The organism is Mesorhizobium sp. L103C131B0, from assembly GCF_000502275.1.
Lineage (GTDB): Bacteria > Pseudomonadota > Alphaproteobacteria > Rhizobiales > Rhizobiaceae > Mesorhizobium.
In genome coordinates this window covers 309,946-327,971 of sequence record NZ_AYXC01000003.1, presented here as the reverse complement: position 1 = coordinate 327,971, position 18,026 = coordinate 309,946, and the positions used below count along the sequence as shown (strand labels likewise).

The window sequence follows — 18,026 nt, the reverse complement described above, 5'->3', positions numbered from 1 at the left end:
CGCACCTACTCCGCAGCCTGAACCCGATTGGCCTGGATGACCGCCCGGATCTCGGACCGGCAGGAGCCGCAATTTGTGCCGGCCTTCAGGGCGCCGCCTACGGCTTCGACTGTCGTGCACCCGGCCGCCACTGCCGCCACGATCTGGTTGACCCCGACGCTGAAACAGGAGCAGACGGTCGCGCCCGCATCGGGCCGATCGGCGCCGGCGCGACCGGCGACGATCCTGAAGCGTTCGCGCTGGCTGGTGTGAACCTCCTGGAGTTGCTGTGCCGCCCAACCCCGCGAAACCGCCACCGGTCCCGACGCGATAAACAAAGCCCCGGCGAGGTGCTGGTCGTCAAAGGCAGCAATGCGATGCTGGCCGGTATCGCGGTCGTGATAGGCGAGCATGTCGGCTACGGGAACATCGAAAAGCGAACCAGCAAAACCAGCCCAGTCGATGTCATCGCCGGCAAAGGCAAGCTCCACCCGCCAGCCGCCCTTGCATTTGGCCACGGCCCAGTAATCTGCTGCGAGCGCCACCGGCTTGCGGCGCACCACAGCGAAGCCGAAGGCTCTCGCGGCGAATTTCTCGATACGGGCGCCGACATGTTTCAGCGCAGGTTGGCCGGAAACCGGATCGGTCAGAGGCGCGGTCAGCGTGTCGAGGCGGCCCTTTGCCGAAAACTGATCGGTCCAGTGCATCGGCGCAAACACGCTCCCCCGGCGCTGGCGTGCCGTCACCAGCGCGCGCACCAGCACATCCCCGCGCAGGCTGGAGACGCGCACGATGTCGGCGTCGCCAATGCCGTGATGCGTGGCATCCGCCGGGTGGATCTCGACGAAGGGCTCGGCCATGTGCTGGGAGAGACGTGGGCTTTTGCCAGTGCGGGTCATCGTGTGCCAATGGTCGCGAACACGGCCGGTGTTGAGGATCAGCGGATAGTCCGGGCTGGTGCGTGTCTCGACGATGGGACGAATGGCGATGAAGCGCGCCTTGCGGTCGGGATTGTAGAAATTGCCGTTGGCGAAGAAGCGGGTGCTGGAAGGGTCAAGTCCCGCTTGAACACCCCCCTCTGTCCTGCCGGACATCTCCCCCGCAAGGGGGGAGATTGGCAGCTTTGACGCCGGCATATCTTCTGCATCGTTGGTAATTGGCGAAGGCCGAGGCGACGGCTGATCTCCCCCCTTGCGGGGGAGATGGCCGGCAGGCCAGAGGGGGGTGGCTGGGCTCGGCGCCGGCCATTGGAACGGAGCCAATTCTTCATAGGCGTCGGCATCGATCGCACCATAAGCGCCGATATCGAAATCCCGCGCGCCGTCATTCTCGAAACCCGACAGCGCGGCGTGTTCGGCGAAAACCTCCGCCGGCGTCACATGCGCAAACGCCTCGCCAAACCCCATCCGCTTGCCCACCTCGGCAATGATCTGCCAATCCGGCCGCGCCTCGCCGGGCACCGCAAGAAAGCTGCGCTGGCGCGAGATGCGGCGCTCTGAATTGGTCACGGTGCCGTCCTTCTCGCCCCAGGCGGCGGCGGGTAGCCGCACATGGGCGTGACGCACGGTGTCCGTGCTCGCCAGCACATCCGAAACCACGACAAACGGGCAGGCCTTGATCGCTGCCTCGACGGCATCGGCATCCGGCATCGAATCGACCGGGTTGGTGGCCATGATCCACAGTGCCTTGATGCGGCCGGCGGCGATCGCCTGAAACATCTCGACCGCCTTCAGACCGGGCTTTTGGGCGACGGCCGGCGCATTCCAGAAACGCTGCACGCGGTCGCGGTGCTCGGGGTTATCGATCTCCATATGGGCAGCCAGCATGTTGGCCATGCCGCCGACCTCGCGGCCGCCCATGGCGTTGGGCTGGCCGGTCACCGAAAACGGCCCTGCCCCAGGTTTGCCGATGCGGCCGGTGGCGAGGTGGCAGTTGATGATGGCGTTGACCTTGTCGGTGCCCGAAGACGACTGGTTCACTCCCTGGCTGTAGACAGTGACGGTTTTCGCAGTCGCGGCGAACAGGTTGTAGAAGCGGGTGAGCTCGTCCTCGCTCAGGCCGGTGGCGGCGGCAATGCCGGCAAGGTCGAGCGCCGATGCGGCGAAGAGAGCTTGGCCGAAGCCGGTCGTGTGTGCGGTCACATAGCCGCGCTCGAGCGCGTTGTGCCGGCCGAGCCAGGCGAGCAGTCCGGTGAACAAAGCAACGTCGCCATCCGGTGCGATCGCCAGGTGCATGTCGGCGATATCAGCGGTCATGGTGCGGCGAGGATCGACCAGCACGACCTTCATCTCCGGTCGTTTTTCCCGGGCCGTCGCGATGCGCTGGAAGAGCACGGGATGGCACCAGGCGAGATTGGAGCCGACCAGCACGATCAGGTCGGCGAGCTCGAGATCCTCGTAGGTGCCGGGCACGGTGTCGGAGCCGAAGGCGCGGCGGTGGCCGGCAACCGAGGAGGCCATGCATAGCCGCGAATTGGTGTCGATGTTGGCCGAGCCGATGAAGCCCTTCATCAGCTTGTTGGCGACATAGTAGTCTTCGGTCAGCAACTGGCCGGAGACATAGAAGGCGACGGAGTCAGGACCGTGCTCGGCGATGGTTTGCGAAAAGGTCGAAGCGACGCGGTCGAGCGCCTCGTCCCAGCCGGCACGGCGACCGTGGATTTCGGGGTAGAGCAGCCTGCCGTCGAGGTCGATGGTTTCGGCCAGGGCCGAGCCCTTGGAGCAGAGCCGGCCGAAATTCGCTGGATGGTCGGGGTCGCCGCGAACGCTGACTTCACCGTCCGCGGCGACTTTCGCCAGCACGCCGCAACCCACCCCGCAATAGGGGCAGGTGGTCCTCACCTCGCGCGCTTCGCCAAGTTCCATGCTTCAGGCCGCGCGGCTGGCCAGCGCTTTCAGCGCAATGAACAGGTGCTCGCCCTCGATGCGCACAGGAATGGTGCGCACCGCGCCCTCGTCGGCGCCGAGCGCCTTGCCCGTCTCCAGCGAAATGACCCAATTGTGCAAGGGGCAGGTGACGGCGGTGCCGTGGACGATGCCTTGGCTCAGCGGCCCACCCTTGTGCGGGCAATGGTCGTCGATGGCATAGACCTGATCGTCCTGCGTGCGGAAGACGGCGATCTTACCCTCGGGTGTGTCGACGCAGCGCGCGCCGCGGCGGGGGATGTCGGAGAGTGAGCCGATCGATATCCAGTCCATCTTGATCACTCCGCAGCCTGCGCAAACCCGACAGAAGCCATTGGCCGGAACTCGTGCTTGTCCTTGCCGGCGACGCGTTCCGACCACGGGTCGACCTGGGCGAATTTCTGGCTGAAGACGAAGCGTTCGTAATAGGCCTTGCGCTTGGCACCGTCGTCCATGATCTGGCGCTTGATCTCGGGGATGCCGATGCGCTTGGCCCATTTGTAGATGCGCTCGAGATAGCGGCCCTGCTCGCGATACATCTGCGTCAGCGCCACGACATGCTCCAGCGCCTCGTCCTCGGTCTTGACCAGGCCAAGCACTTCGGTGCCCTTGATGTCGAGGCCGGCGGCGCCGGCGAAATGGATCTCGTAGCCACTGTCGACACAGATCACGCCGACATCCTTGCAGGTCGCCTCGGCGCAGTTGCGCGGACAGCCCGACACCGCCATTTTGACCTTGGCCGGGGTCCACGAGCCCCACATGAATTTCTCGATGCGAATGCCGAGGCCGGTCGAATCCTGCGTGCCGAAGCGGCACCAGTCGGAGCCGACACAGGTCTTCACCGTGCGCAGGCCCTTGGCGTAAGCATGGCCTGAGACGAAGCCGGCCCGGCCGAGATCGGCCCACACCGCCGGCAGATCCTCCTTGCGGATGCCCAGCATGTCGATGCGCTGGCCGCCGGTGACCTTGACCATCGGTATCTCGAACTTGTCGACGACGTCGGCGATGGCGCGCAGTTCGGCGGCGTTGGTGACGCCGCCCCACATGCGCGGCACCACCGAATAGGTGCCGTCCTTCTGGATGTTGGCGTGGACGCGCTCATTGATGAAACGCGACTGGTAGTCGTCGGCATAGTCATCGGGCCAGTCGCAGACGAGGTAGTAGTTGAGCGCCGGCCGACATTTTGCGCAGCCGCAGGAGGTCGTCCATTCCAGCTCCTGCATGACGGCGGGAATGGTCTTCAGGCTCTTGGCGATGATCAGCCGGCGCACCTCGTCATGGCCGAGCGTTGTGCAGCCGCACATCGGTTGCACGGCGGCCGGGTTGTATTTGTCGCCGATGGTCAGCACCATCAGCTTCTCGACCAGCCCGGTGCACGAACCGCAGGAAGCCGATGCCTTGGTGTGGGCGCGCACGTCGTCGAGCGAAGCCAGGCCCTTGGCCGTGATCGCGCCGGTGATCTTGCCCTTGCAAACGCCGTTGCAGCCGCAGATTTCCGCATCATCCGGCAAGGCTGCAACGGCCGCCATAGGGTCCAGCGGGGCACCCCCCTGGTAGGACTGGCCGAAGATGAGCGTGTCGCGCATCTCCGATATGTCGGTCTGCTTCTTCTTGAGATCGTTGAACCAGGCCCCATCCGCCGTCTCGCCATAAAGCACGGTGCCGATGATGCGGTCGTCCTTGAGCACAAGGCGCTTGTAGACGCCGGCGGCGGCATCGCGCAGCACGATCTCCTGGCGGTCCTCGCCTTCGGCGAAGTCGCCAAGCGAGAACAGGTCGATGCCGGTGACCTTGAGCTTGGTCGGCGTGTCCATGTGGACGAAGGCCGCTGCCTCGTTGCCGGCCAACTGGCTCGCGGCAACACGCGCCATCTCGTAGAGCGGCGCGACCAGCCCGTAGACCTGGCCGTTGACCTCGGCGCATTCGCCGAGCGCGTAGATGTCGGGGTCGTTGCTGCGCATGCCGGCATCGACGACGATACCACGATTGACGGCTATGCCGGCCTCTCTGGCCAGCGCCGCATTCGGCCGGATGCCGACCGCCATCACCACCAGCGTTGCCGGGATAATAGTGCCGTCGGCAAGCTCCACCTGCCCGACCTTGCCGTTGCCGGTGATCGCCTGGGTGTTGGCCTTGGTGATGACCTTGATGCCGCGCTGTTCCACCGCGCGCTGCAGGAGATAGCCGGCGGCGGGGTCGAGCTGACGCTCCATCAATGTCGGCATGACATGCAGCACGGTGACGTCCATGCCTTGGGCGTTCAAACCTGCTGCCGCCTCCAGCCCGAGCAGGCCGCCGCCGATGACCACGGCCTTGGCGCGCGACTGGGCGGCAAGCATCATGGCCTGAACATCGTCGAGGTCGCGATAGGTCAGCACGCCCGGCAGATCGTGACCGGGCACCGGAATGATGAAAGGCACCGATCCGGTGGCGATGACGAGCTTGTCGTAAGGCTCGGTGACGCCGTGGTCGGAGGTGACGGTCTTGGCCGCCCGGTCGATGGCGACGATCTTGTGACCCTTGTAGAGGGTGATGTTGTTGGCGATGTACCAGCCGTCGCCGTGGATGATGATTTCCTCATAGGCCTTTTCGCCGGAGAGAACCGGCGACAGCATGATGCGGTCGTAGTTCACCCGCGGCTCGGCGTTGAAGATGGTCACGGTGTAGCGGCCCGGCGCCTGTTCGAGCAGATGCTCCAGCATGCGCCCGGGGGCCATGCCGTTGCCGATGATGACGAGTTTTTCGGTCATGGCGTTACTCCGCGGCTTCGACGAAGCGGTGACGTTCATAGAGGAACTTCAGCACCGCTTCGCGGCAGCGCAAAAAGGTGCGGTCGGAAGAGAGTTCGACGCGGCGACGCGGCCGCGCCAGCGGCACCGCAAGCACCTCGCCGATGGTCGCCGCTGGACCGTTGGTCATCATGACGATGCGGTCGGACAACAGCACCGCCTCGTCGACATCGTGGGTGATCATGATCGTCGTCGAGCCGAGCCGGGAATGGATGTCCATAACCGCATCCTGCAGATGGGCGCGCGTCAGCGCGTCGAGTGCCCCGAACGGCTCGTCGAGCAAAAGGATCTTCGGCTCCATGGCAAGCGCCCGGGCAATGCCGACGCGCTGCTTCATGCCGCCCGATATTTCGGCCGGCCGCTTGTCCTTGGCATGGGCCATCTGCACGAGATCGAGATTGCGCATGATCCAGTCATGTCGCTCGGTCCTGCTCTTGGAACGGCCAAAGACTTTCGACACCGCCAGGCTGATGTTTTCGTAGACGGTGAGCCATGGCAGCAGGCTGTGGTTCTGGAACACCACGGCGCGCTCGGGTCCGGGGCTGTCGACCTCCTTGTTTTCAAGCAGCACGGCGCCGGCGGAAACCTTGGTCAGCCCGGCGATCAGATTGAGCAAGGTCGACTTGCCACAGCCGGAATGGCCGATGATGGAGACGAATTCGCCCTTGTCGATGGTCAGCCTGATGTCCTTGAGCACCTCGCTGACCTGACTGCCGCGGGCAAAGGATTTGTCGATATGGTCGAGCTTCAGATAGGCCGTCATCGCCCTCTCCTCACTTTGCCGTTGTGCCGCGGGTGACGAAAGCGCCGACCGCAGCGACCAGGCGGTCGAGGCAGAAGCCGGTGACGCCGATATAGGCGAGCGCGACGATGATGTCGGGCAGCCGCGACGAGTTCCAGGCGTCCCAGATGAAGAAGCCGATGCCGACGCCGCCGGTCAGCATTTCGGCGGCGACGATGGCGAGCCAGGACAGGCCGATGCCGATTCTGAGGCCGGTGAAGATGTAAGGTGCAGCTGCCGGAACCATGATCTTGACGAAAAATTCGAACTGGTTGAGCCGCAGGATGCGCGAGACGTTGCGGTAGTCTTCCGGAATGTTTCGCACGCCGACGGCGGTGTTGATGATGATCGGCCAGATCGAGGTGATGAAGATAACGAACAGCGCCGACGGGCTGGAATCGCGGAAAGCAGCCAGCGACAGCGGCAACCAGGCCAGCGGCGGCACGGTGCGCAGTATCTGGAACACTGGATCGAGGCCACGCATGGCCCAGATCGACTGGCCGACCAGGGCGCCGAGCGCGACGCCGACGATCGCCGCCAGGCCGAAGCCGATGGCGACGCGCTGCAGAGAGATCAGCACCCGCCACGCAAGGCCGATATCCTGCGGGCCGTTGTTGAAGAACGGATGCGCGATCAGGTCATAGGCCTCGTTCCACACCTGGCTGGGCGGCGGCAGGCTGGCGGTCGGCGACGAGCAGGCGATCTGCCACACGACCAGCATGAAGGCGATAACGATGACCGGCGGCACCAGGGCGGTGGCCAGCCTGCCGGCGATCGCGATCGGGTCGAAGCGGCGCCGCGCTTTGGCGGTGAAAGCGATGACCGCGGCAGGCTTCGCGGGGAACGCCTTCACCGTGGTTTCCTCAATGGCTTGGATGGACATGTCTGAGTATAACTCCGGGGTCGATGCGGGCGACAAGCGGCGAAGCGCCGTTGCGCTGGGGGCGACAAACGGCGCAACGCGCCGTTTGCGCCGGTCAAGCCGATGCCTTGATCTTCAGGCTGTCGAGATAGGCCGACGGGTTGGCCGGGTCGAAAATCTTGCCGTCGAAGAATGTCTCGACGCCACGCGACGACGAGGCCGGAATATCGGCTGCGGCAACGCCGAGATCCTTCGCCGCCTCGCGCCAGATATCCTCGCGATTGACCTGATCGACCAGCGTCTTGATGTCGGTGGTCGGCGCGAATTTTCCCCAACGGATGTTTTCGGCGAGGAACCAGCTGTCGTGGCTCTTGTAGGGATAGGAGACGCCACCCTTCCAGAATTTCATGTAGAGGTCAGTGCCGGTGGCCACGCGGCCATTGCCGTAGTTGATGTCGCCCTTGAGGCGGCCGATAATGTCGGCGACAGGCACGTTCATCCATTGCCGCTTGCCGATGATGGCGGCCATCTCGTCCTTGTTCTCCGTGGCCTCACACCATTGCTGGGCCTCCATGACGGCCATCACGATCGCCTTGGTGGCGTTCGGGTATTTGTCGATGAATTCGGCGCGGAGGCCGAGCGCCTTTTCGGGATGACCCTTCCACAGTTCGCCGGTGGTGGCGGCGGTGAAACCAACGCCCTGGTGGACGAGCTGTTCGTTCCACGGTTCGCCAACGCAGAACACGTCCATGTTGCCGACTTTCATGTTGGCGACCATCTGCGGCGGCGGCACGACAATGGTCGAGACGTCCTTGTCGGGATCGATGCCGCCGGCGGCCAGCCAGTAACGGAGCCACAAATCATGGGTCCCGCCCGGGAACGTCATGGCGGCCTTGATTTCCTTGCCGGCCGCCTTCTTGGCGGCGAAGGCGTCCTTCAGCTTGGAGGCGTCGAGGCCGACACCGGTGCCGGCGTATTCCTGCGCAACCGAAATGCCCTGGCAGTCGTAGTTGAGCCGCGCCACGATAGCCATCGGCATCGGCTGGTTGTTCTGCGTCACCTTGCCGATGTGCATGAGATAGGGCAGCGGCGTCAGGATGTGAGCGCCGTCGATGCCGTTGGCTTCGCCGCCGAGCATCAGATTGTCGCGCGTCGCGCCCCAGGAGGCCTGCTTGAGCACCTCGACGTCGGGCATGCCGAACTTGGCGAACAGCCCCTTCTCCTTGGCGATCATCAGCGGCGCCGCGTCGGTCAGCGCGATGAAGCCGAGCTTGGCGCCGGTGACCTCCGGAGCGGTCGTGGCGGCATAGGCGCCCGAGGGGAAGAGCTTGCGGGCCGCCACGAACAGGCCGGCCGTCATGGCGCTGCTGACAAGAAAATCGCGGCGCGTCACATCCTTGAGCGATGTTCCCGTCCCGATCCATTTCCCTATTTTTTCTTTCATCGTGATCTCCGGTTGAACGCGAGGGCTTCGTCGAGTGGCCCAAAACAAAAAAGCCGCCGTCCAGGCCTCGCGCGTCCGTACATCCGGGATCGCGTCGTTGTCCTGAGCGGCAGCTTTGCCTGTGGCGCCCGCCATTGGACGCCTGTTCCGTGACCCGCGAAGGGCCTGACTAATTCAAAGCAGGAACCGTGCCAGTTTTGGGTGAAACGAAAAACCTAAATGAAATCAACATTACGCGCCAGATGCCGGCACGCGAGGCGACATCGCAAGCAGATCAAAGATTGTTCACTACAGCAATCGCACGCACATTTTTTGTGCAATGCACAAGAATGGCGCGAGAATGATCAGGCTTCCGCGCGAGCCGCTTTCTGGCGCCCTATGTAGCCGTCGATCTCGTCGGGGTCGAAGGTCTGACCGTCGAAGAAGCCGTCCGGCCCAAGCACCAGGCCTGCCCCGGTCGCACCGACAGCCGTGGCGACCTTAAGCGCGCCCTCGACCTTCGCATTGGCGCCGGGAAGTGCAACGCCAAGCGGCTTTAGCGCCGAGCGGTAGAGGTCGGGACGGTAGCAGTCACGGGCGATAACAAGGTTTTCCGGCGTGTGCTCGACATGCCCCCAGCGCACCATCTGCGTATAGAACCACAGCGCATGGCTCTTCCACGGAAAGTTCGCCGCCTTGTCGAAGGGCAGGAAGAAGTCGTCGACATCCAGTTCGGCGCCGCCGCCCAGTTCAAGATGGCCGGTCAGGATCGGCATCTGGACAGCTGGTGGTAGGCCGAGGAAGCCAGCTTGAGCCATCACACCAGCCAGTTCGGCGCGGTTGCCCGGATCCTGGCACCAGCGCGCCGAATGATGCAGCGCGCGCAGCAATGCTGCCAGCGGGACCGGGTTCTCCTGCGACCAGGCCTTGCGCACGCCGATCACCTTCTCCGGGCTGTTGCGCCACAGCAGCGCTTTGACGGTGACGATATGGCCGGTGCCGGCGGCGACCGAGGCGCTGTTCCAGGGCTCGCCGACGCAGTAGCCGTCGATCCGCCCGGCGGCCAGCGCATCGGCCATGAAGGGCGGTGGCACGATGACGATCTCGATCTCGCGCTCCGGATCGATGCCGCACCCGGCAAGCCAGTAGCGCAGTTCGTAATTATGCCCCGAATGCGGGTGCACCACGGCAAAGCGCAGCGGATCGCCGCCAGCCCTGGCGCGCTCGCGAATGAACGCACGAAGGGCTGCGCCCGCCCGCGCGGGCTCGAGATCGGGTATGGCGCCGTGTGCCGCCATGCCTTCCCAGACGGCGTTGGAGATGGTGACGCAATTTCCGCCAAGCCCGAGCGAAAACGGCACGATGGTCTCGGAAGCAAGCGGCGTCAGCCCGAGATTGCAGGCGAGCGGCATCGGCCCCAGCATGTGCGCCAGGTGGAAATGGCCGATGGCGATGCGGTCGCGGATGTTGGCCCAGGAGGTCTCGCGGTGCAGTGTGAGATCGATGCCCTCGCGTGCGGCAAATCCAAGCTCACCCGCCGCAACCAGCACGGCACTGTCGAAGAGCGGCATGAAGCCGGCGGTGATCTGGTGCTCGGCGCTCATGCTCATTCGTCCTCCGACGGCCCGAGCAGCCCGGCGGCAGTCACCAGGCTCTGGGCAATGTCGCCGATCTTGCGGTTCTGGTTCATCGCCGTCTTGCGCAGCAGCGTGTAGGCGGCCTCTTCGGTCAGGCCGCGCGACTTCATCAGGATGCCCTTGGCACGGTCGATCACCTTGCGGCTCTCAAGCTCGCCTCGAACCTCTTCCAGCTCGCGCGCCATGCGCGAGAAAGCGTTGAAGCGGCTGACCGCCATGTCCAGAATCGGCTTGACGCGCTCTTGCCTGAGGCCGTCGACGACATAGGCCGAAACGCCGGCATCGACCGCCGCTTCGATCGATGCCTGGTCCGATCGGTCGACGAACATGGCGATCGGCCGCTTCACCGCACGCGACAGCTGGAACATGTTTTCCAGCATGTCGCGGTTCGGGTTTTCCAGGTCGATGACGATGACGTCCGGCTCGATCTCGGCGATCCGCCGCGCAATGCCGGTCACGTCGTGGATGACGGTGACCCGCTCATGGCCGGCCTCGCGCAAACCTGCCTCGATGATCGCGGCGCGGATACGGTTTTCGTCGATGACCAGGACGGCGAGTGAGCTGCGGACCATGCGCGCATTGTGGGCAAGGTCGCAAAATTGTGCAATGCGGCATGGTAACAGGCTCCCGCCGCGGAGCAACCGACGACCGACAATGACCCGGTCTAGGTGGTCGGGACAAGGAATGCAGCGCAACGCTGGCACTGGTGATGACAGCCTTGCCGGTCGCCTGGTGCCCTACCCAACGGTCTAGGTGCGATGAGACTTGCACCGCAACATCGGCTTGTTAAAGGTGGGGGCAACGACGGACATAGCTGTCCTTGCTCGCCGATCTGACCGGAAGGTTACCGCACGATGCTGCTCATGAAACGACGATTGGGAGCCAGCAAGCTGGCGCGCCCGGCACGGCGTCTCGGAGGCCTGACGACGATGTTTGCCCTGATTGCCGGGCCGCTCATCCTTGGCATCGCCCTCCTGCTGGCTGGCCCGGCACAGGCGCAGTCACCGGCCGCCGTCGCGCCCGACAAGGTCAAACAGCTGTTCGAGCTTCTCGACGATCCGTCGGTGAAGGCCTGGGTGGCCGAGCAACGAAATCCGGCCGCTGGATCAACGGAAGCGCCTGCCGAGACTAGCGCTCCGCCGGCCGACGCCGTGGCCGCACCGGGCCAGATGAATACTATGGCATCCTCGACGCTCGATCGGATCAAGCATCACATCGAAAAGATCGTGCGAACCTTGCCTTCGCTGCCGGACCAGTTCGCGCGCGTCCGGGCCAATACCATGGACGATATGTCCAGCAAGGGCCCCGTCAGCATATTGGTGCTGATTGCGATCTTTATCGCTGCCGGCCTGGCGCTCACCTGGGCAATATACAAGCTCACCCGTCCATTTCGTCTTTGGATCATCGCGCAACCCAGAGATACGCCCATCGGGCGGGCCAAGAAGATCGGCGGCCGCACGCTTTATTCCAGCATGATGATCGGCTCGTTCGCGCTGGGCAGCGCCGGTGCGTTCATGCTGTTCGACTGGCCAGCGCTCATCCGCGAGATTGTGCTGACATTTCTGATGGCTGCGGTCTTTACGTGGGCTGTGCGCCTATACGTGATGGCCACACTCGTCCCTTCTTTCATGGAGGTCGAGCACGCCATCGAGGTTCGTGCCCTGCCGATCACCGACGGAGCTGCTGACCATTGGGCTTATTGGCTGCCCCGGATCGTCGGCGTTTTCGCCTTCTTCGCCGCCGCGTTTGTCCTCTTGCCGGGTCTCGGCATAGACCAGGACGGAATGATGGTCCTGTCCGTCGGCGCCGATTTCATATTGCTGTTGCTCTTCCTGCTGGCCATTTGGCGTCGGCCAAGAACGCAGCGAGACGGCGCGCGCCACAGCGGTCACACGGCAGTGACATGGTTGTTGACGGCTTATTTCGTCGTTCTGTTCCTCGAACGCATTGCCGGCCTCTACACATTCTTCTGGTTTACCTTCACCGCATTCTTCCTGCCTTTGGCAATTGTGCTGACAGAGCGCGGGGTTAATTTCGTCCTGCGGCCCGGTTCGGAAGATGCGGGCCGGCCGACGATCCCGGCGGTGACGATCGCTGTCATCGATCGCGGTATCCGGATGATTTTCATCCTCGCGGCGGCTTACCTTCTCGCACGCGTACTGGGCCTGGACATGCAATCCATGCGCGGCAGCGATACGACCACCATGCTCATATTGCGCGGCTTGATCAACGTCGTGGTCATTGCCCTTGCTGCCGATTTCGGCTGGTCGATCATCAAAGCCTTGATCGAACGAAAGCTGGGCGTCGCGATACCGCAAGCGGTGGTGAGCGAAGAAGACATCCTCACCCTCGATCCGCATCAGGCGCGGCTGCACACGCTGTTGCCGATCATCCAGAACATTCTGCTAGCAGTGATCATCGTGATGGCGGTGCTGATGATGCTCGCTTCGATCGGAATCCAGATCGGCCCGCTGATCGCCGGCGCCGGCGTCGTCGGCGTCGCCGTGGGTTTTGGCGCGCAAACCATCGTCAAGGACGTGATCTCTGGCGTGTTTTATCTGCTCGACGATGCTTTCCGTGTCGGCGAATACATTTCATCGGGCAGCTACAGGGGTACGGTGGAGAGCTTTTCGCTGCGCTCGGTGAAGCTGCGCCACCATCGTGGTCCGCTGTTCACGATACCTTTTGGCGAACTCGGCGCCGTGCAGAACCAGAGCCGTGACTGGGTCACCGACAAATTCAACATCACCGTTGGCTATGACACCGATATCGACTTTGCTCGCAAACTGATCAAGCGAATTGGCCTGGAACTGGCGGAAGATCCGGAGTTCAAACACTGGGTGATCGAACCGATCAAGATGCAGGGGGTGCAGGAGTTCGGCGAGTACGGCATCGTCTTGAGGGTCAAGGTCACGACCAGACCTGGAGGCGCCTTCAGCATGAAAGGCAGGTTCTTTTTGCGCCTCCGCCAAGCCTTCAAGGAGCAGGGCATCGAGCTCCCATTCCCGACCGTCCACGTCCAGGGGCTGCAAGACCCGCATGGGACAGAGAATGCGCCTTTGGAGCCTGAATTACGAATGGCCGTCGCCCAGTCGCACACCAATCGGCGCAGAAAAAAAGCCGGCACAACGGAGTAGGACGCTGTGATACCCGCCGGTCGCAACACGGCTTTCCGCGCAAAGCCTGGACCCGCGACACCACGCTAGTCGAGCTGCCGATAGCGACGACGCGATCGCCGCCAACCAGCACCAGCGTGGCGTTCTGAGGCCAAGCTTGACGAAAAGAGCAGATATGCTGGCCTTTCCGCGAGGCTCAGAGCGCAATCCAGGCGGTCTTGAGGTCAACAAATTTCTCCAGCGCATGCAGCGACTTGTCACGGCCGAAACCGGACTGTTTGACGCCGCCAAGCGGCACGGTGATATCGGCTCCGCCATAGGTGTTGACGTGGACGACACCGGCGTTGATGGCGCGCACCATGCGATGGGCCGTGGAAAGATTGGCGGTCCACACCGCCGAGGCAAGTCCGTAGACAGTGGAGTTGGCGAGATGCACCGCCTCCTCCTCGGTCTCGAAGCGCATCACGCCGAGCACCGGTCCGAACACCTCCTCGCGCGCCAACTGCATCTCTTGCGTCACGTTCTCGAAGATCGTCGGCGCCATGTAGCTGCCGCCGGTCTCGGTCAGTATCCGTTCGCCACCGGCGACGAGACGGGCGCCTTCGGCTTGCGCCATGGCGACGAAGCCGAGATTCTTGTCCAGCTGTTCGGCGCTCGATACCGCACCGATGTCGCTGGCGAGATCGAGCGGGTCGCCGACCTTGAGCCGCGTGGTTGCCGAGACAAGTTCGTCCATGAAAAGATCATAGACCGACGACTGGACGAGCAGACGCGAGCCCGCCACGCAGACCTGGCCTGAATTGCGAAAGATGCCGTTGGCCGAGACGACCGCCGCCTGCTTTAGGTCCGGAGCGTCGGCAAAGACGATGTTGGGCGACTTGCCGCCAAGCTCGAGGAAGACCCGCTTCAAATTGGAACGGGCGGAGTATTCGAGCAGCCGCCGGCCGACCGGCCCCGATCCGGTAAAGGCGATGGCGTCGACATCCATATGGAGGCCAAGCGCTTCGCCGGCGACAGCACCATGCCCGGTAACGACGTTGAACACGCCTTCGGGAAGTCCAGCCTCGCTTGCGAGTTCGGCCAGCCGCAGCAAGGTCAGCGAGGCGATCTCCGGCGGCTTGACGACGACGCTGTTGCCGGTGGCCAGTGCGGGCGCAATCTTCCAGGCGCCGATCATCAGCGGGAAGTTCCACGGCACGATGACGCCGACGACACCGAGTGGCTCCCTGTGGATCAGCCCGAGCACATTGTCGGCCGTCGGCGCGATCTCGCCATAGACCTTGTCGATCGCCTCGGCGTAGTAGCGGATGGTGCCGGCCGCCGACAGCGGCTCGGCCTTGTAGGCCATGCCGATCTCGGTGCCGTTGTCGCGCACGCCAAGCACGGCCAGCTCATCGACATGTTTTTCGATCAGCTCGGCAAATTTCATCAGCACCTTCTTGCGAAAGGCAGGGGCGGCGCGCGACCATGAACCCTTCTCGAATGCTTTTCGCGCCGATCGGACCGCGCGATCGATGTCGGCGGCATTGCCGTCAGCGATGCTGGCAAAAGGGCGGCCGTCGATCGGCGAAATCACCGCCAGCGTCGCGCCGCTCGTCGCTGCAGCCTGTACGCCGTCGATAAACAAGCCCCGCTCGCCGATCTCCGTCTTGCGCAGCGCGTCGATGGCATTCTGGCTGATCATTGGTGGCGGACTCCCAGGGAAACATACAACGTGGTTGGCGCGCGGAATTCCCAGCCGCGAAACACCGGCACCTTGCCTGGCACCAGGCTGAGATCGGGGAAGCGCAGGAGCAGCAGCCTTAACGCAAGGCACATCTGCTCGCGCGCGAAAAACCGGCCCGAACAGAAATGATGACCAAAGCCGAAGGCGGCATGATTGCCTTCCCTGCGGTTGATGTCGAAGCGGTCTGGATCGGCAAAGCGGCTCTCGTCGCGGCTTGCCGAGGAGACAAGTGCAGCGACCGCGGCGCCGGCAGGGATGGTTACGCCGCCAAGCTCGACCGCCTGCGTCGTCTGCCGCGTCTGGGTTCCGATCGGCGCCACCCAGCGCAAGCCTTCATCGACAGCCCTGGGCACAAAGGTCTCGGGATCGGCGAGCACCTGCCGCAATTGTTCGGGATGCGCAAGCAGGCCGGCGAGGATCGAACCGGCACCATGTCCGGGCTCCTGCATCCCGCCAAGCAGAATGACCTTGATGCTCGGCATCAAGAAATCGATCGGCCGCGTCGTGCCTTCCGGCATGCCGTCATGCAGCATATGCGACAGCGCCGAGCCGTCGGGGGCGCGCGCCAGTCTATCCAGAGTCGGCCGGATGGCTGCGCCGACCTCGGCGCTGATCGCGTCGGCGATCTCTTGCCGCTTCGGGTCGTTCTCGAAATTGATGGCGCCCTGCGCAAGGCCATAGAACCAGCGGCGTAGCGTCGGCATGTCGATGTCGGCAAGGCCAAGCGAGCGCGCCAGGCTGAGCGTCGACACCGGCTCGAAATAATCCGCCATCAGCTCGGCGGAGCCTTGTTCGGCGATCCGGTCGAGAAAAGGTTCGGCAATCGACCGTACGAGATCGCCGGCATAGGCGGCGACGGTGCGCGGCCGGTATTTCGGATCGACGCCTTGGCGCAGCTGTCTATGCGTTTCGCCGTCGGTGGTCAGGATGGTCGGCTTGCCGAACGAGCGTTCGACCGGAGACGTACCGACGACGGCGGAGAAGATGTCGGGTGACTTTGCGACGGTCTCGACGTCCTTCCAGCGGGTGACGAACCAGAGATTGACCGCCGGCACGAAAGCGACAGGCGCACTGCGCCGCAGTTCCGCATAGATCGGATACGGATCGGCTTCCAGCGCCTCAACGGTGATGCTCTCGGCAAAGCTCAACGCCGTTACTCCCTTGCGATGGAAAGGGGCGGCGCCGAACGCGCTACCCCCTTGTCCTTTGTCCTAGTCCTTCAGCGGCACGCCGAGATTTTCGAAGGCAACCGGATCCCGGCTCTTCAACGCACCGGCAAGCAGCAGGCCGACCACCGCGGCAATCAGCACCAGCCCCGGCAGCAACACGCCAAGGAAGCCACCGGCCCCGGACAGGCCACCGAAATTAATGACGATCAGGTAGATGATGACGACGAAAGCGATGAAGGCCAGCCCAGGCAGGATGGTGGTCTTCAGCGCATTCTCCTGCGCCGACGGGTTGGCGCGGAAGTACATCACCACGGCGAGCGAGGCCACCGCCATCATGACGATGACTCCCAGCGTCGCGACATTGGTCAGCCAGGAAAACAGCGCCAGAACCGGATCGAGGCCGAGTATCGCGAACAGTCCGATGACGATCGCTGCCAACACGCTCTGGATGACGGAAGCGACATGCGGGCTCTGGTGCACTGAATGCGTCACGCCGATCGCTTCAGGCAACAGCTTCTCGCGGCCCGAGACGTAGATGTAGCGGGCAACCGCGTTGTGGAACGCCAGCACGCCGGCAAACAGGCTCGACACGAACAGGATGCCCATGGCGTGCGACAGCATGGTTCCGGCGTAGCGGTCGGACAGGCCGAACAGGAAAGTCGTCGGATCCTGAAGCGCCTGCAGTGCCGGCAACAATTTGTCGACGCCGGCGCCGACCGCCATCAGCCAGGCCGTGACCATGTAGAAGACGCCGATCAGCAGCACGGAGAAATAGGTGGCGCGCGGAATGGTCACCTTGGGGTCGCGGGCTTCCTCGGCATAGATCGTCGTCGCCTCGAAACCGATGAAGGCGGCGAAACAGAACAGGATGGCGATGGCGGGCGAGCCGCTGACGATCTGGCTCCAGCTGAACGGCGCCGCCGAGAGGCCGCTGTCGCCACCGGTCTTGAGGATGGCGAGGTCTAACACCAGCACCACGATGTATTCGCACAGCACCAGCACCGTCAGGATCTTGGCCGAGAGGTCGACCTGGCGGTAGCCCAACACCGCGACGATGGCGACGGCGATGAAGCTCCACACCCACCAGGGCAGGTCGATGCCCCAGCCGGCGAACAGGCCGGCGGTCGCGGCCCCCAGCAGGCCCATGACCCCGATCTGCATGGCGTTGTAGGACAGGATCGCGATGATTGCGGTTGCGCCGCCGGCAAAACCGCCGAGCCCGCGCGCGGCATAGGCATAGAAGGCGCCGGCATTGCCGACATGGCGCGACATGGCGACGTAGCCGACCGCAAACAGCAGCAGCAACACGGTCACGATAAGATAGGTTCCGGCAAAGCCCGCCCCATTGCCCATAAGCATGCCGAGCGGCGTGCCGCCGGCGACCGCGGTGAGCGGCGCCGCCGCCGAAATCACCATGAAGGTGATAGCGCCGACGCCAAGACTGTTCTTGCGCAGCCTGTTGGCGGGCGCCTGTTCCGAAACTGCTGACATTTGTCCCTCCAGTCTTACGAACCCCTGGGTTCGCGGCCGCTCGGCCTGTTCCCTGAATGCCATCGGTTCATTATTTGAACCCTTATTTTGAATATAGACTTGCAAAGAATGCGGATGCCTGTCAAGTTAATTCACACATTAAGTTTCTAT

General features: G+C 63.6%; 12 protein-coding genes. 1 reads left to right on the top strand and 11 read right to left on the bottom strand.

Annotated features, from left to right (window positions below):
* Window positions 1-5: 5 nt before the first annotated feature.
* The 8 genes from X730_RS156015 to X730_RS156050 all read right to left on the bottom strand — a co-directional run bounded on the left by X730_RS156015 (window position 6) and on the right by X730_RS156050 (window position 10,946).
* Window positions 6-2,843 (bottom strand): nitrate reductase, encoded by a 2,838-nt coding sequence (locus tag X730_RS156015; RefSeq protein ID WP_023825947.1) that lies wholly within the window; start codon window positions 2,841-2,843, stop codon window positions 6-8.
* A gap of 3 nt (window positions 2,844-2,846) precedes the next feature.
* Window positions 2,847-3,176, bottom strand: a complete 330-nt coding sequence (nirD, locus tag X730_RS156020; RefSeq protein WP_023825946.1) for a nitrite reductase small subunit NirD — start codon at window positions 3,174-3,176, stop codon at window positions 2,847-2,849.
* Window positions 3,177-3,181: 5 nt separating this feature from the next.
* The gene (gene nirB, locus X730_RS156025; RefSeq protein WP_023825945.1) at window positions 3,182-5,632 is read right to left on the bottom strand and encodes a nitrite reductase large subunit NirB; all 2,451 of its coding nucleotides are present in this window, start codon (window positions 5,630-5,632) and stop codon (window positions 3,182-3,184) included.
* A 4-nt stretch (window positions 5,633-5,636) separates the two neighbouring features.
* A complete protein-coding gene (locus X730_RS156030; protein ID WP_023818582.1) occupies window positions 5,637-6,434 on the bottom strand; it encodes an ABC transporter ATP-binding protein in 798 nt (265 codons plus the stop codon).
* 10 nt (window positions 6,435-6,444) lie between these two features.
* Entirely contained in the window at window positions 6,445-7,335 is an 891-nt protein-coding gene (gene ntrB, locus X730_RS156035) for a nitrate ABC transporter permease (RefSeq protein WP_023682697.1), read from the bottom strand.
* 94 nt (window positions 7,336-7,429) lie between these two features.
* The gene (locus tag X730_RS156040; protein WP_031196724.1) at window positions 7,430-8,758 is read right to left on the bottom strand and encodes a CmpA/NrtA family ABC transporter substrate-binding protein; all 1,329 of its coding nucleotides are present in this window, start codon (window positions 8,756-8,758) and stop codon (window positions 7,430-7,432) included.
* 344 nt (window positions 8,759-9,102) lie between these two features.
* Window positions 9,103-10,341: a CmpA/NrtA family ABC transporter substrate-binding protein gene (locus tag X730_RS156045; RefSeq protein WP_031196722.1), complete on the bottom strand. Its 1,239-nt coding sequence runs from the start codon at window positions 10,339-10,341 to the stop codon at window positions 9,103-9,105.
* Between the two features lie 2 nt (window positions 10,342-10,343).
* The gene (locus tag X730_RS156050; protein ID WP_023667842.1) at window positions 10,344-10,946 is read right to left on the bottom strand and encodes an ANTAR domain-containing response regulator; all 603 of its coding nucleotides are present in this window, start codon (window positions 10,944-10,946) and stop codon (window positions 10,344-10,346) included.
* 282 nt (window positions 10,947-11,228) lie between these two features.
* On the opposite strand from X730_RS156050, the gene X730_RS156055 reads away from it, so the two are divergent.
* Complete coding sequence (locus X730_RS156055) at window positions 11,229-13,511, top strand: mechanosensitive ion channel family protein (RefSeq protein ID WP_245261324.1); 2,283 nt, start codon at window positions 11,229-11,231, stop codon at window positions 13,509-13,511.
* 175 nt (window positions 13,512-13,686) lie between these two features.
* On the opposite strand, the gene X730_RS156060 is transcribed toward X730_RS156055, so the two are convergent.
* The 3 genes from X730_RS156060 to X730_RS156070 form a co-directional block, all read right to left on the bottom strand.
* A complete protein-coding gene (locus X730_RS156060; RefSeq protein WP_023825941.1) occupies window positions 13,687-15,174 on the bottom strand; it encodes an aldehyde dehydrogenase in 1,488 nt (495 codons plus the stop codon).
* Complete coding sequence (locus X730_RS156065) at window positions 15,171-16,364, bottom strand: cytochrome P450 (protein WP_023825940.1); 1,194 nt, start codon at window positions 16,362-16,364, stop codon at window positions 15,171-15,173. The genes X730_RS156060 and X730_RS156065 overlap by 4 nt, the downstream gene beginning before the upstream one ends.
* A 63-nt stretch (window positions 16,365-16,427) precedes the next feature.
* The gene (locus X730_RS156070) at window positions 16,428-17,876 is read right to left on the bottom strand and encodes an APC family permease (RefSeq protein WP_023825939.1); all 1,449 of its coding nucleotides are present in this window, start codon (window positions 17,874-17,876) and stop codon (window positions 16,428-16,430) included.
* Window positions 17,877-18,026: the final 150 nt, after the last annotated feature.